We start from the raw sequence: 18,139 nt of genomic DNA, 5'->3' as shown, positions 1-18,139 counted from the left end.
AAATTTATCGTTCGTAGGTAGTGTAGAATGCTAATAAGAACAGAGAGGTTAACTATCTAAGATGAACGGCTTAAGAAGGACTATCAAGGTACTATGCTGGCTGGACTGCCATGGAGTACTCAGAATTTCTAGGAATGAAAGTAGAGGTTGGAGTTATTGCACCATTTAATATGTTAAATCCACTAATATCTATGATCGATGATTTGGCTGGCAAGCACAATCAATTCATTATGGAAGTCACCAATATTCCTGGTAACAGTACCGTAAAAGTACGTTGGATTGTAAGTGGTAAAGGTAAATTCACCATTACTGTTGACAGTGCTAAAGGAGGTTTAGTTAGTAAATAAGCTATTCTTAAATAATAATAAAAAGCCAACTCGAATTTTTGAGTTGGCTTTTTTTGTTCGCTAAGATTAACCTCAACTTCTTATATTGCTCCTTAAACCAAAACTACCTCAAGTACTATCCGCTCTTGAGTTTTACATTAATGATAAGGACTGTCTTTTTAACGGTACTCTTGGCGTTATCAACCATTTGTTTTGCAATGCAAAATGAACCAGCAGTAATTTCTATTAAGGTTTCCGCTAAACCGCTTAATAATGTTACTGAAGTAATGTTTGAAGTAAATTTCAACCATAACGTAACAGGTGTTGATGTTAGTGATTTTGTTTTAGAAGCAAGTGAACAAATAAAAAGAGCACAGATTTCTAGTATTGAGGGAAGTGGAGCAAAATATGTAGTGAGCGTTAATAGTATTCCTGAAAACGCTGATGGTTATATAAGTATTGATCTCAAAAATTCAGATACAGGAATTGTTAATTCAGCTGGAGTAAAAGTAAAAGGTTTTACAAATGGCCTTTATCACTATGTAGGAGCTGCCTTCGATATTTCTAGAGCTGTTTACGCTGGCGATTCTGAAGCATTTTCTTACGCCAACCAAGAATTACATGCCTTTTCTTTAGAATTCAAACCAGATGGTTCCGAGATGTTTGTCACTGGCTTTAACAATAAGAAAGTTTTTAAGTATAACCTTTCAGTACCTTTCGATGTATCTACGGCACGTTATTCAGGAGGTCTTCAAAGTTTTTCGGTGTTTGAACAAGAGAATAACCCAAGATCATTGAATTTTGACCCTGAAGGTTCAAACATGTTTTTAATAGGAGCAGCCAAAGATAGTTTGTTCCAATTTAAGCTTAGTAGACCTTTTGACGTGTCTTCAGCTGTTTATAAATATGGAGACAATTCATATTCTGTTAAAGCACAAGCAAATTTTCCGTATTCGTTTTCATTTAATAATGATGGAACCGCACTCTTTGTTTTAGGGCTGAGGAGAGGCGCCATATTTGAGTATTCACTATCAAGTCCTTTCAATATTTCTACCATCAAATATCTCGGCGATGAAGAAAGTTACCTGCTTAATATGCCTGGTAGGTCCGCAGTTTCTTTTAAATTCAATCCTGACGGGACAAAGGTTTTTGTTGTTGGAATAAAAAACCTTGAAATCAATGAATATTCGCTTTCCCAGCCTTTCGATATATCGACTGCCCAGGGTGCAGGTGAATTGGAAAAACTACCAATTGGTAAGCAAGATCAAGATCCAAGGTCTATTACATTCAATCAAGATGGCACCAAAATGTTTATTCTGGCAAATGGTATTGATAAGGTCCTAGAATACCATCTTGATTCTGAAAAGTTGCTGATCAGCGAGGTTGGTCTGTGGAAAAAGGAAAGTAAGAACCCAACCGAATCATTAATAAATGTAGAATCAAAAGAGTCGAATTTAATCAACCTCAAAGCTCAAGAACGTAATGTTGTATTTCGATTTAGTACAAATTCGGTCAACTCTTCAGACATTGTAGAATATCAAACCCTGCTTGAGGGAGCTGAAGAATACTGGTCTGAATGGACGAGTGCTCCGCAAAAACAATTCGATCGCTTGTCTCATGGCAGTTATACATTTAAAGTGAAAGCTAGAAATAGATATGGCCAGGAGAGTGCCGTAAGTAAGATAGAGTTTACCATTCAAACACCCTGGTACTTTACCGTTTGGGCTTATGTCTTATATGGCCTTTTGTTGGTGTTATTGGTTTGGAGAATTGTCAAGTTTAATACGCAGCGATTAGAAAAGGAGAAACGAGCGCTAGAGTTGGTAGTCCAAGAGAGAACCGAAGAAATTGCATCGCGCATGGAGGAAGTTGAATCTGCCAATGTGTTGATAAAGGAACAAGCAGATAGACTGCAAGAACTAGATAAAGTAAAATCAAGATTTTTCGCAAATATCTCACATGAACTCAGGACGCCTTTAACTTTAATAAATGCACCCTTGGAAGCCTTGATAGAAAATGGAAAGATTGAGGATCAGGAAACGCTGGAAACCCTTGGGATTGTAAAAAAAAATGGAGGAAGTCTACTTTCGCTTGTAGAAGAGATTTTAGACTTGACTAAGCTTGAAGCAGGTAAACTCAAACTGATTAAGAACCCAGTAAGGCTATCGGAGTTTATTAATGATTTGAGTATTCCGTATAAACAAAATTTAAAAGCTAAATCAATTGACTTCAATATTGATTTAGGACCAGAACCCGACTTAACCTTGTCTTTAGATGCAAATAAGGCTAGCAAAATCCTTAATAATTTGTTGTCGAATGCCATGAAATTCACTCCTAAAGGTGGTTTTATTAACTTATCAGTTCGGTACAGTGATGAAAATAAGCATTGGCTCAGCATTACCGTTGAAGACAACGGGGAAGGCATTTCTTCAAAAGACCTCCCAAATATTTTCGATCGTTTTTATCAAACTGAGCATTCAGATAAGAAAGCATCGGGAGGTACAGGTATTGGTTTGGCTCTAGCCAGTGACCTTGCAAACCTGTTTGGCGGAAATCTTTCAGCAGAAAGTACTTTAGGAAAAGGTAGTAAGTTCAAATTCGATTTCCCTTACGAAAGAATCACATCAGATTTAGGCTTCGAACCAACAGAAAATAGCAATACAGATTTGGAAAACCTCCTGACCGAAACGATTGAAATTTACAATAGAAAATTCGAGGTAGGTAAACCCGTTCTTCTTGTTACTGAAGATCACCCAGAAATGCGTTTATTTATAGTAAAAACGCTCCAACCGTTTTTCGAGATCATAGAGGCTGAAAATGGTGAAGTTGCCTTAAAATCCCTTAAAGAGAATCGCGTCGATATTGTGATTTCAGATGTGATGATGCCAGTTATGGATGGTTTTGAACTGCTAGAAGCCATAAAAGCAGATGAAGCACTCCACGAAGTTTCAGTTATTATGCTGACAGCAAGAACTGAGCAAGAAGATAAACTGTTCGCGCTAACTTTAGGAATCGATGATTACCTAACAAAGCCATTTAGTGCACCAGAATTTCTTGCCAGAATTAAGAATATTTTACAAAATAGAATTAGGATTTTTAGAGAATTGAAAGGTTTAGGAGCAGCTGATAGTGAAGGTTTCTCTGTTGACCTGGCTGCACTTATGAAGGCACATGATCTCTCCGAAAGAGAAGTAGAAGTCATTAGACTTATTACTAAGCGATATACTAATACAGAGATCGCCGATAAGCTGAGCATTTCTAAGAATACTGTCAAATTCCATATCCGAAATATTTATTCTAAGCTTGATATTAAAGGAAGAGCTGACGTTTTAGATAAAGTAGCAACATTCTCTTCCTAAAGCCTTTTATTTTTTTCACAGGAAACTCCCTTTTTAAGCGTTAAATAGTGTTTGTGACTAAACTACCCCTAGAGGGGTGGTAGGTTTAGTTCGTTTTTTTTTGATTTTCAATCAAGTAAAGCCATCGAGCTAGCTAATTGAATTCATCAATGACTATAAACGCCCTGAACAAAATTCTTAATATCCATGGACGGATTTCAGCAAAACTCCTTTTGCTGACTTTTGCAACAATCTTCTTTTTAGAACCCGCTATAGCCAATGATTCAAACCCTGAAAAATCAAAACCAAGGGTTTTAGGCATAGAAGTCTTCGGTCACCCAAAAACCAATGTCGACGCCATAGAGTTTGTCATCACATTCAGTGAAGCCGTAACAGGGGTCGACATTAGCGATTTTACTTTAGAAGCCTCTTCACAATTAAAGGGAAGTAAAATAAATTCAGTTTCAGGAACTGAAGCCAAATACAAAATCTCTGTCGGAAATATTCCACTAAATGCTGACGGTATTTTGAGTATAGACTTGAAAAATGGAACTGATATTTCAAATAAGGTAGGTTTTAGTCCCTCAGGATTCACCCAAGGAAAATATCATTACGTAGGCGCTGCGTTTGATGTGTCGAGAGCTGTTTATGCTGGAACTTCAGAACGTTTTTCAGTAAAGAGTCAATCTGATACACCACATGGTATGGGGTTCATTAATAACGGATCATCATTGCTGATAATTGATAGAGATAAAGCGTCCATATTTCAATATGAGTTGTCACAAGCCTATGATGTGTCAACAGCCAAATATCTAGGAGACAATCAAACCTTGTACGTGGGGAATCAAGAGTCAAGACCAAGAACTTTTGCCTTTGATGATTCTGGAGCTAAACTCTTTATTTCTGGCGGAGATACAACGGCCAAAATACAGCAGTATAACCTAAGCAGGCCATTTAATATCTCAACCGCGAAGTTTGCAGGTCACCATTTAAGTCTCGACGTTTGGAAACAAGAGGTAAACCCGAGGGCCATTCATTTTAACAATGATGGCACAAAGCTATTTTTAGTGGGTTTGGTTGATGATGAAGTAAATGAATACCTGCTAGATCAGCCTTATCAATTGTCAAGTGCAGTTTATACTGGAGAAACCGAGAAGCTTTTGGTTCGCGAATATGATGAAAGTGCGCGTGTCATCGAGTTTAACCCTGATGGGACCAAACTGTACATTGTTGGAGGCTCCGCGAATATTATCAACGAGTTTAAGTTGAGCAACCCATTTGACGTGTCAACAGCAAAATTTGCAGGTTCAAATGAAAGTTTCCTTTTCGGCAAGCAAGAACTGACTCCGAATGGAATGAATTTTAACAATGATGGCACCAAACTCTTTGTGATTGGGCAAGACAAAGATTTTGTCATTGAATATATTTTAGATGCTAAACCCTTAGTGATTAATGACTTTAGCCTTTGGAGTATTGGTGATATTACAGAACCTGATTCATTGCTTCACCAAATTATAGGTGATAAGAATAAAAATAGTCACCATTTTAAAGCTACTGATCTGCGCCTTGAGTTTGCCACAAACTCTATCAATTCATATGATTTTATCGAATTCCAGACCTTTTTAGAAGGGGAGGACGCGGCTTGGTCCGATTGGTCAACTGTGAATGAACGCGCTTACCCAAGGTTGAATTATGGAAGTTTTATTTTTAAAATTAGAGCAAGGAATGCGTACGGTCAAGAAACTGAAATACTTGAATATAGCTTTGAAGTTTTGACACCGTGGTACTTTACCAAATGGGCTTATTTTGGATACCTATTGATAGCAGTATTGATCACTTGGTCGATTATAAAAATCAATGCAAGGAGGTTAGAAAAAGAGAAAAAAGTATTAGAACAAGTCGTTTTAGAACGTACTGAAGAGATTTTAAAACAAAAAGATGAAATCGCTCTTCAGATGAATGAGGTAGAACAGGCGAACGTTTTAATAAAAGAACAGGCAGATCGATTACGAGAACTGGATAAAGTAAAATCAAGGTTTTTTGCCAACATCTCACATGAGTTGAGAACACCATTGACTTTGATCAATGCACCTTTACAATCATTGATCGATTCAGGTGAAATTAATTCTCCGAAAGTATTAGAAGTGATAAAAATGACAAAGCGAAATGGAGGAAGTTTGTTGTCATTGGTTGAGGAAATTCTTGATTTGACGAAGCTAGAGGCAGGGAGATTAGAATTAACTGAAAATCCGGTTCGACTTTCGGAATTTATAGATGATTTGACAAGTCCATATGAAGCTGGTTTAAATGAAAAATCAATCAAATTGAAGATTGATTTTCAGCTTGAAAATGATTTAACCATCATGTTAGATGGCAATAAGGCAAGTAAGATCTTCAATAATTTATTATCCAACGCGCTAAAGTTCACCCCCCCAAATGGACAAATCGAATTTGGTATACGGTTTAAAAATAACGCAACTGATGTTCTCGAATTTACCGTAGCTGATAATGGTGAAGGAATTCACTCAAACGATTTACCATACGTTTTTGACAGGTTCTATCAATCAAGTCAACCTAATAAGAAAGCGGCAGGAGGCACAGGTATTGGTCTAGCTTTGGCCAGAGAATTAGCTCAGTTATTCAAAGGGTCACTGTCAGTGGAAAGTGTAATTGGTAAAGGAAGTAAATTCACCTTTGTTTTGCCTATCCAAGAAGTTTCTTCGGAAGTAGTGTTGCCAATGACGAAAGTAGAAGGCCAATCAATTGAAAAGGCACTAAAAAAGACTATCAAAAAGTATGTTGGGCAATTTGATATTGGAAAACCAGTATTATTAATTACTGAAGATCACCCTGAAATGCGTGCATTTATTGCTCAAACCTTAAGTCCATATTTCGAGGTAAAACAAGCAGAGAACGGAAAAGTAGCACTTGAAATCTTAAAACAAGAACGTATCGATATCTTAATATCTGATGTAATGATGCCTGAAATGGATGGTTTTGAGTTATTGGAAGCCGTTAAAAGTGATCAATCACTCGATGAAGTTTCTCTTATTATGCTAACTGCGCGTGCAGAGCAAGAAGATAAGCTCTTTGCGCTCAACTTGGGTATAGATGATTACTTAACAAAGCCTTTTAATGCGGCAGAGTTTTTAGCGCGGATAAAGAACATATTAGAGAATAGGATAAAAATACTCAGAGAGTTGCATGGCATTGATCAAGAGGATGCCATTCCATTTACTGCCGATGTTTTGGCTTTAATGAAGGCACATGACTTATCTGAGCGCGAATTAGAAGTTATACCTCTTATTGTAAAGCAATTCACGAATCCGCAAATCGCGGAAAAGCTCCATGTATCAAGAAATACCGTCAAGACCCACCTTAAGAATATCTACTCCAAGCTTGACATAAGCGCTAGGTCAGAGATTACTGAGAAACTAAGAAAGTATGCCCAATAGTTAGGTTTATCAAGCTTGGTGATATCATTAGTCAAAAAACTCAATTTAAAAAAGCCTATTCAATCTATTGAATAGGCTTTTTTAATAAAATCACCCACCCCTGGGTGACAGAATGAGCTCCGGTTCTTAGCAATTTTAGATGTCTAATTGTGTCCACTTATTGGATCTAGAAAGTAAAGAACTTGATGATTATGCTCAGTAAGAATATCTGTTTTGTTAGCGCTGGAATATTTCAGTCTATTCGGAAAAACTCCAAGAGGAATGCCCTTGTCTTGATTCTCTTTATGATGATCTTCTCTGGACTCTTCAATTCAAAAAGTTTATTAGCTCAAAACGCAAATCCGACATTTTTAACTGTACCTATAACAAGTGTAGATAAACTTGGAAGTTATCAATATGTCATTTTAACCAACGATGCTGATGGCGATGTTGTGACTGTTACTGGAACTACTATCCCTAGCTGGATGAACCTATCAGCTCATGAAAGTGCAGTATCTACGTTTGCTGGTAGTGGTACTACTGGCAGCGCCAATGGTAGTGGTAGTGCAGCGGAGTTTTCTAACCTTCAAGCATTGGCTGTTGACGCCAATGGAAATGTTTATGTGGCAGAGAGTGGTAGTCATAGCATAAGAAAAATAACGAAAGATGGTAATGTGACCACTTTTGCCGGAAGTGGTACTGCAGGTTATGCGGATGGTACCGGCACCCAAGCACAGTTTGATTTTCCACAGGGAGTGGCGATTGATGCCAATGGGAACGTGTTTATTGGTGATAAGAAGAACCATCGTATACGTAAGATTACGCCTGAAGGAGTTGTTACTACATTTGCTGGTAGTGGTGCTGTCGGTTTTGACTCAGGAACGGGTACATTAGCAACTTTCAATAGTCCTCAAGGTTTGAGTTTTGGTCCAAATGGTAATTTGTATGTTGCCGATCAGCTTAATCACAGTATTAGGAAGGTTACACCTGCTGGATTTGTTGATGTGTTAGCTGGCACTGGCACTTCAGGTTTTCAAGATGGAAATGTTGCCGAGTTTAATGCTCCATCCGATGTAGTGATTGACGAAAATGGAGTTGTTTATGTGGCAGACAAGTTAAACAGGCGTATAAGAAAAATTGCTTCAGGAGTAACCACAACATTGGCCGGTAACGGAAGTACCGGATTTGTTAATGGAGCAGGCAGTAATGCTAGGTTTGGTTCTCCTTTTAGCCTTGCTATTTCAAATGTTGGCAACATATATGTCGCAGATGAAACTAATCATCGCATTAGATCTGTCTCACCAAGTGGGGAAGTAAGTACCGTAGCGGGTGGTGAAACCTCCGGTGCATTAAATGGAGTAGCCTTGAATGCCACCTTTAAGAATCCAAGAGGTATAACTAGTGATGATAAAGGCAACTTCTACATAGCAGACAGGACTAACGCACAAATCAGAAAGCTGGTAGGTACAAGTTATGTATTATCAGGAGACCCATCAGCAAGTTTAGGAACACATGCAGTATCTCTCAAGGCAACGGATACGAATGGTGGTGAATCCACTCAGGCATTCAATGTTGAAATTAGTTTGGGGTCCGTAAGTTTTACTTCTTCACCAGTTACTGTTGTAAATAGTAATGAAGAGTATGTATACCAGATTCAAACCTCAGGAACGACGGGAGAAGCAAGGAATGTAGCAGGTACAACACTTCCAAGCTGGATGCATTTTACTAGTAGTTTAGGTAGTAATGTCAAAACGTTGGCTGGTGTAACCTCATCATCAGGTAATACAGATGGCCCTGGAACGTCAGCTAAGTTCGATAATCCCACCGGAATGGCTGTAGATGATCTTGGAAACGTCTTTGTAGTAGATCGGAGTAATCACAGGATCCGTAAAATTGCTTTAGACGGATCGGTAACCACTTTTGCCGGAAGTAGTAGTGGCTATGTTAATGGTACAGGTACCAACGCAAAGTTTAATAACCCCAGAGGAATTGTGATTGACAAGTCTGGGAATTTATTCGTTACAGATACCAACAATGGCAGGGTAAGAAAGATTACCCCAGACGGTGTGGTAACAGGTTTTGCTGGTAGCGGGGCATTTGGTACAAATGACGGGACAGGTACGCTGGCAAAATTTGCCTCTGCTTATGCAATTGCCATAGATGAATCAGATAACCTATACGTTACGGAACAATACAGAATTCGTAAAATCACTCCAGAAGCAGTTGTTAGCACCTTAGCAGGAGGGAGTATTTCACCAGGATTTGTGAATGGTACAGGATCAGATGCCAGGTTTGGTTTGATGACGGGTATAGCTGTTGCAGATGATGGAAACATTTATGTCGCAGGTCAACAGAATAATGTCATAAGAAAGATTACCCAAGCTGGCGTTGTTACAACTTTGGCAGGTTCGGGAACATCTGGTTTTTCAAATGGAACAGGAACATCGGCCGTCTTTAACTCTCCATCTGGCATTGCCATTGCCGACAATGGTAATTTGTACGTTACAGACAATGATAATTATAGGGTTAGGAAGGTGACAACTGCTGGGGTAGTGACAAGTTTCCTAGGCTCAGGAACTCAGGGTGTAGCTGATGGTAATGGCATCCTTGCAAAATTTGCCGGGCCATATGGAATCACCATAGACAATAATGGGAATTTGTATGTTAATGATCAAAATACATCAGTAGTTAAAAAGGTTGATGGAACGAGTTTGAAACTCATAGGAATTCCAGCAGGACAAACAGGAAATCATAGCGTAGCATTAACGCTTACTGACGGGCTTGGTGTGACCGCTACTCAGAATTTTGTTGTCACAATAATTGATGCTATACACCCAGTTATAACATCTCCTGGTACTACTAGTTTTGTGGAAAATGGATCTGGAACAGCATATACCATTGCCGCTACGGACCAAAACTCAGTAACTTATAGTTTAGGGACAGGCAATGATGAAGGATTATTTAATGTGACCTTAGACAAGGTCACTTTTAAAACACCTCCAGATTTTGAATCCCCGACTGATCTGGGACAAGATAACACTTACATCGTCCAAGTAAGAGCAAGCGATGGCACCAATACTGCGACAAAAACCGTGACCATTACCGTTACAAATATTGATGATACTTCACCTGTATTTACCTCTCCTAATTCGGTTTCTTTTAAAGAAAAAACAGCCGGTATTGCTTATACCATTTCTGCTACAGATGCCAATGCGGTTAGCTACAGGTTAGGCTCTGTACATGATGAGAGCTTGTTCAATATATCTAATGGAAATGTGAGCTTTAAAACACTCCCTGATTTTGCCAACCCAATTGACCAAGGGAATGATAACACCTATGAGATAAATGTGATTGCTTCTGATGGAGTGCAGTCAGTCAGTAAGCTAGTCACGATTAACGTTACGGACGGCACAGCGCCAATATTTACATCGCTGAGTACAGCCACATTTGCGGAAAATAGCACTGGCTCAGTATACCAAGCTACGACTACTGATGCAAGCCCTGTTACCTATAGCATAGAACCAGGGAACGATGGGGCGAAGTTTAATATTAATAGTGGAATCCTATCCTTTAAAACAGTTCCTGATTTTGAGCAACCGCATGACACCGATGGGAATAATAGCTATTTGGTCAATTTGAAGGCCAGCGATGGAGAAAATGATACACTATTTACGCTAACCATTAATGTGACAAATGTTGATGATACACCTCCAGCAATTACTTCGCCAATGGCCGTCAATTTTGTGGAGAATGGAACGGGGACAGTATATACGATTCAGGCCACCGATGCCAATTCCATCACCTATAGTTTATTGCAGGTAAATGATCATGCACTCTTTAACATTGTTGACAATGTGATCACTTTCAAAACAGCCCCAGATTTTGAAGCCCCTGATGGATCGACAGCAAACAATCAATACCACATTCGGGTCAGAGCAGCGGATGCTAATAATGTAGCAGACCGGGATGTGATTATCACAGTAACAGACCTAGATGAAATTGCACCAGTCTTTACTTCATCAACGGGCGTGTCGTTTGCTGAAAATGCAACTGGAACAGCCTACACTTCTTTAGCAACTGATGCCGCAGCAGTTACATATAGCCTCGGTACAGGAAATGACGAATCTTTGTTTAATATTTCGGGGGATGCCTTTACGTTTAAAACGCCACCGGATTTTGAGAATCCAAATGATGGCGGCAATAATAACACGTATTTAGTCCAGGTGAGGGCTACCGATGTAGCCGGTAACACCGCTAATCAGGTAGTTACCATTACTGTGACCGACGTTGTTGAATTTCCCGTGTTCACTTCAACACCATCTACGGCCCACGACAACGACCAGAATTATCGCTATGATATTCAGGTCAATGGTTTTGAACATATCAATGTAACTGAGACAAACATTCCAAGCTGGCTAAGCTTAAAGAAAACAGCAACCGTTTCCACACTGGCAGGAAATGGAACAGCTGGAAACCCTTCCAGCACCAACACCAGATTTAGTTCACCAAAAGGTATAGTAGTGGATAATGCTACAGGACGAATCTTTACAATCGATCAAGATGGTTCCTTTATCCAACGAATCGACTTGAATGGTGAAAATGGTCTTCATGTCAATGAATGCAGTTTTGATATTACATGTTCAAAGACAAACCCTTTTGGTTTTAATGGTCTTCAAGACATCACTTTTGGGGATGACGGGAATCCTATTTTCATAGAAAAGAATTCGTTCTATCAGATTACGAGGAATGGAAATATATATTATGAAGGAGGGTCTGGCGTAGGCTTTGCTGATGGAATAGGGGGTAATGCACAATTCACAAGTATGCAAGGGATTACGTTTGATCCGGTTACCAAAAACATTTACGTATCAGATGCAAATCGCATTCGAAAAATTCAGCTGACTTCAACAGTCGGCCAAGCAATTGTTTCAACAGTTGCTGGAAGTAGCGCTTCAGGTGCAGCTGATGGACAAGGAATAGCCGCTTCGTTTAATGGACTTAAAGGGCTTACCACAGATCCGTCAGGAAACATCTTTGTGGCAGATACTGCCAATCATTTAATTCGAAAAATAACACCAACAGGATTGGTCTCTACTTTCGCTGGGTCTGGAAGCAATGCCGATATAGATGGACAGGGTACATCCGCTTCCTTCAGTTATCCAAAAGATATAGAAATAGATCATTACGGTAACCTCTATGTGGTGACTGGTAGCAATAAGGTTCGAATGATTACACCATCAGGTCAAGTGACCACAATTGCAGGGACAGGAGTATCAGGGTTCAATAATGGTGATGAGAGTGTAGCAACATTTAGCAATATTCAAGGCATAGCGATTGACAAAGAGGGGATTTTATATATCTCAGACAAAAATAATCATGGGATCAGGAAGATTGTGCGCTCTTATTATCTTGAGGGTCATCCTAATGGACTTGTTGGTAATTACGGTGTAGGATTAAGAGCTATAGATACCCAAAATAGGGCGACGGATCAAAAATTTACTATAATTGTTGGTGATGCAACGGTTCCGAATATTACTTCTCCAATCTCGGCTACTTTTCACCATCAGGGTACGGGTAATGCGTACACTGTTGTAGCCACTGATGACAACAGCATCAGCTATAGCTTGGGTACTGGGAATGACGAAGCACTATTTAACATTTCGGGAAGTACATTGACTTTCAAAACTCCTCCTGACTTTAATAACCCTACAGATTCAGATGGAAATAACACCTACGTAGTTGAGGTAAAAGCGAGCGATGGAACTAATACCGCTAAACAAAATGTGACGATCAGCATTCTTGATGGACCACCGGTATTTACCTCAACCCCGGTAACTTCAGTAGATAACACAGGTGCCTACAAATATGATATTACGACTACTGGTTTTGATACAGAAATTTCGGCTACAAGTAAGCCAAGTTGGTCGTCATTGATTAAAAATACAGCTGTTCAAACACTGTTAGGAACTGGTTCGCAAGGCAACAGTAATGCCTCAGGAACAGCTGCACAGTTTGCTTCTCCAAGAGCTATCGCTGTTGACAATGGGAATTTTTATCTGTATTCAATAGATCGGTTTGGTACTCGTGTCAGACGGTCTAATCTTTCAGGAGGAGCGGTAACCTTTGTCACTAACCTTTCTTTTGTTGATCCAAACCTGGTTGTTGGTCAGGAGGATTCTTTTATTTTTCAAAAATTGGAAGACATTACAGTTGATGGAGATGGAAATGTATACATGGTTGATTCAGAAGTCCATGGTGTATATAAACTAGCAAATGATGGTCATATTCTAAGTTTGTCAGGTTGGGCTCAGGGCACGGCCGACGGTAATGGAATTTTAGTGCCTCCGGGTAGAACCGGGCCAGATGCTCAGTATAATGCGCCAACAGGTATTGTGTACGATTATGTATCTTCAAGCCTTTATGTAAGTGATGGCAATAGAATAAGGAAGGTAGATCCAAGTACTGGTGATGCAATCACAATTGCGGGTTCGGGTAGTGCAGGTTCTGCAAATGGGCTAGGAACCGCGGCCGCATTTAATGGATTAAAAGGCCTGGCCACAGATGCTAGCGGAAACATCTATGCCGCGGATACGGCTAATCATTTAATCAGAAAAATCACCCCAGCAGGATTGGTGACTACTTTTGCAGGCTCTGGCAGCAGTATCGATACAGATGGTATCGGAACTTTGGCCTCTTTTAATTCTCCTAAGGATATTGTAATAGATCCAGGGGGTAACTTATATGTTGTGACCGGTGGAAACAAAGTTAGAAAGATAACGCCTGCCGGAATTGTCACGACAGTAGCAGGAACAGGAGTAGCTGGTTTTGATAATGGAAATGGGGCTGCCTCAACATTTAATGAGATCACCTCAATTGCCATGGGGCCAGCACTAAATTTCTATTTAGTCGACAAGAAAAATCATGCGATTAGAAAAATGACTAGAAGTGGATATAGTCTAGAAGGTACCCCTATAGATGTGGCCGGTGATTTTAATGTTGAGCTTACAGCTACTGATAATCTGTCTAGAAATACTGTTCAGAACTTTACGATTACAGTTAACGATGTGGTAGATCCTGTTTTTACATCAGCAACTGCCGTGAACTTTGCAGAAAATGCAACTAATGCAGCCTATACGTCAGTTGTGACTGACGCTAGTCCAGTAACCTTTAGCTTAGGTACGGGCAATGATGAAGCCTTATTCAATATTGCTAATGGAGAGGTAACCTTTAAGTCTGCTCCAGATTTTGAAAACCCTGCAGACGGAGATAATAACAACTCCTATATAATTGAAATAATAGCATTGGATGCTGCGAACAATGCGAAGACGCAAGAAGTCACAATCACTGTGACTGATGTAGAGGAAGACGTGTCCGCACCCGTGTTTACCTCAACAACTACCGCTTCCTTTGTAGAAAACGCAACGGGTACAGTCTATGTAATTAATGCAACAGACAATAACCCTATAACTTATGCTCTTGGTACAGAAAATGATGAGATCTTCTTCGACTTAAATGGCCCCACTATTACCTTTAAAAGCATTCCTGACTTTGAAGTAAAAAGTAGTTATACAATTGAAGTTCAGGCTAATGACGGTATTAATCTTTCAAAGCAGACGGTGCTTGTGTCTATTACTGATGTAGATGAAGTTGCCCCAGTCTTTACTTCTCCTACAGCCGTTTCTTTTGCTGAAAATGGTGCAGGTGCGGCTTATACGATAGTTGCTACAGACGCAAATGATATAAATTACAGCTTAGGGACAGGAAATGATGAAGACCTGTTTAACATTACCGATGACAAAGTGAGTTTTAAGGTAGCCCCAGACTTTGAAACACCTGTTGATGCTGATAAGGATAACGCATATGTGATTAATGTGATTGTAAATGATGGAGTTAATAGTGTTAGCCAAATTTCAACAATTACGGTAACAGATGTAGACGAAAATGCACCTAAAGTGCTAAGCATTAAACGCCATTCTCCTACAAATGAATTCACAGCATCTGCAGGTGGATTTGTCACCTTCAGAGTCACTTTTGACAAACCAGTCAAAAACGTGAATGCTGCTGATTTTTCGCTGACCACAACGGCCTTCTTCCCTGAATTTGAGTTTAGGTTTATTACCGTAAACGCCGTCAGTAACACTATTTATGATGTCAAAATTGACGGTGTTAAAGGCAATGGTGGAATGGATTTAGATTTTTCCTTGAGTCAAAATATTAAAAGCCTCAATGACATTGCCTTTACAGGTACTATTGATTTAGAGGAGACGTATACAATAGACGTTAAAAAACCAGTTATCATTTCTTCTACGCTGAATTCAACATTAAGAAAGGTTTATACGGAAGGTGAACATATGGATATATCGGTTGTTTATGATGAGGCAGTCTTAGTTAATACTTCTGGAGGTACTCCATATTTTAATCTACCATTTGAAACAGGAGCAAAACGAGCTAGCTATTTAAGCGGTTCAGGTTCAAATACGCTTCTATTCCGATATACGGTACAAGTTGGCGATAGCGATGCTTCATTTAAGATAGAAGATATAGAGTTAGATGGTGGAGAAATACAAGATTTTGTTCCTTTAGATGCTAGCCTAACGACAAGCACTTTTATCCATTTTGGAGTTGGCGTAGAGGCAAAAAGACCATCGATAATTTCCTCGTCCATCACTGCCAAAACATATGCCTTAGGTAATGCATTGGATATTACGGTCAAATATGATGAAGAGGTAGTTGTAAATACTACAAATGGGGTTCCATCCATGACGATTAATATTGGTGGAGAGAATAGAACTGCTGCTTATTTCAGCGGTAGTGGAACGTCTTCAATTAAATTCAGATATATCACCCAAGAAGGAGATTCTGATTCAGATGGTGTCACGATTTCTGATATTCAGTTGAATGGTGGTATAATGGAGGATTCTTTTGGGAATTTTGCAAACCTTTCCGTTAACACTTCTGGAGTAGAAGGAGTAAGAGTAGATACTAAAGCACCAGCTGTAATTTCTTCGAGCGTTGTGGCTAAAACTTACGGACAAGGAGATTTTCTTGATGTGACTGTGGTTTATGATGAAGTAGTATTAGTGAATACAACGTTAAATACGCCATACATACCTATTAATATCGGCTCTTCAAGTCAGCGAGCGAATTATATCAATGGTTCAGGCACCAATTCAATTGTTTTCCGTTACGAAATGTCCCTCCTGAATGATAATGATGGTATTGAAGTATTAGATATTGTACCATTGGCTGGGAAACTAACTGATGAAGCAGGAAACAATGCTTCTTTGAGTTCAAACAATGCTTCAGAACAGGGGGACGTTCGAGTCGATACAACAAAGCCAGTCATCACATCAAAGGAGAATGCTAGTTTGCTTGAAAACACCAGTGCTTTTGCATATGTAATTACAGCAACGGACCTTAACAGTATTACTTATTCATTAGGTGCCACCAATGACGAAAACCTTTTCAATTTGGATGGTAACACACTTACATTCAAAACTGCCCCTGATTTTGAAACTCCTAAAGATACCAATGGTGATAATGTTTATTTGGTTGAAGTAATAGCTTCCGATGCAGTAAATGCAGCTGCTTTACTAGTCACGCTTACCGTTACTGATATTGATGAAGTCAAGCCAGTATTTACATCGGGAACAACAGGTACATTGAAAGAAGGCGAACTAGGAATAAATGTTTATTCAAGTCAAGCTACAGATGCGAATCCTGTTTCATTTACTTTAGGATCAGCCAATGATGAGCGATTTTTCAATATAAATAACGGTATTGTCAAGTCTAATTTCATTTCAGATTTTGAGAACCCGAGCGATGAAAATAAGGATAATACATACATTATAGAAATTATTGCCAGCGACGGATTAAATACAATAAGTCAGGTAGTAACAATTACAGTAACGGATGTAGATGAGAATGCGCCCATTTTCACGTCTCCATTAATAGCTTCTTTCGCTGAAAACGATAACAGGGTTGCTTATACTGCCGTTGCAACTGACGAAAGTCCTATTACTTATAGCTTAGGAACAGGAAATGACGGCCCGTTTTTTAGCATTAGTGGAAGTGATATCACATTTAAAACTCCCCCCAATTTTGAAGCACCCATCGATGCTGGCAAAAACAATACGTATGTTATTGAAGTCATTGCAAGTGACGGTAATAGAACCGCGAGTCGATTTGTAACAATAACAGTAACTAATGTAGATGATACGGCCCCAGTATTTACATCTGTTACCGCAGTTAACTATGCTGAAAATGGAACAGGTACAGCTTATAGCATTACAGCAACGGATGAGAACGCTATTACTTATAGCTTAGGCACTGGTAATGATGAGAGCTTATTCAACCTGGAAGAGGGTATAGTGACCTTTAAGGCCTCCCCAGACTTTGAGGCACCAGCAGATGGAGACGGTAATAATACTTATTTGATTAATGTACTAGCTAGTGACGGTATCAACACTGTTAATCAGAATGTGATCATCACAGTAACCAATGTAGATGATTCAGGCTCAGACTTTATTGCACCAAAGTTAATAACACTAACACCAGAGAATGGTAGTGACGTTGATGCGCAGAGCATTATTACCGCTAAGTTTGATGAGAATATCTACCGGAATAATGGGAAACTCAGGATATATCGAAAACGTGATTTATCTCTTTTGTTTATTCGGGATATAAATACAAATGAAATCACCATTAATGGTGCTGAAGTCTCGATTCAATTGCCGCCTGATTTACCCAATGGTGATGAATTACTTATCCACTTTAGCCCTTCCAGTTTAGCTGATGGTAATGGTAATTTGATAGGTTCGGCTTTTGACGCAGATACATGGAATATTACCATAACCTCTGAGGTGCCAACGATTAAGAGTTTGAGTCCTGTTGATGGAGGTGTATTAACCTCAGGAACTAACCTTGAAGTAGAATTTACCGCACCTGTTTTTGCATCAGATGGAAAGGTTAGGATTTTCAAGAAGAGTAATTCACTACTTCTCCATACGATTGATATCGATGATCCTTCAGTCAGTATAGA

General features: G+C 39.3%; 4 protein-coding genes. All 4 read left to right on the top strand.

From position 1 onward, the window contains the following. The first annotated feature begins 134 nt into the window (after window positions 1-134). On the top strand, window positions 135-347 hold the full coding sequence (locus JXQ92_RS19175) for a hypothetical protein (protein WP_421988267.1): 213 nt from the start codon (window positions 135-137) through the stop codon (window positions 345-347). Between the two features lie 197 nt (window positions 348-544). Beyond that, window positions 545-3,685, top strand: a complete 3,141-nt coding sequence (locus JXQ92_RS19170) for an ATP-binding protein (RefSeq protein WP_421988266.1) — start codon at window positions 545-547, stop codon at window positions 3,683-3,685. Between the two features lie 149 nt (window positions 3,686-3,834). After that, window positions 3,835-7,119, top strand: coding sequence for a response regulator (locus JXQ92_RS19165; RefSeq protein ID WP_421988265.1), 3,285 nt, complete (start codon window positions 3,835-3,837; stop codon window positions 7,117-7,119). A 191-nt stretch (window positions 7,120-7,310) separates the two neighbouring features. Then, window positions 7,311-18,139, top strand: a 10,829-nt coding sequence (locus JXQ92_RS19160) for a hypothetical protein (RefSeq protein ID WP_421988264.1), incomplete at its 3' end; no start/stop codon positions are given.

The sequence above is a fragment of the Roseivirga sp. genome (assembly GCF_049099775.1).
Taxonomy (GTDB): Bacteria; Bacteroidota; Bacteroidia; order Cytophagales; family Cyclobacteriaceae; genus Roseivirga.
This window is presented reverse-complemented; position numbering and strand designations above follow the sequence as displayed.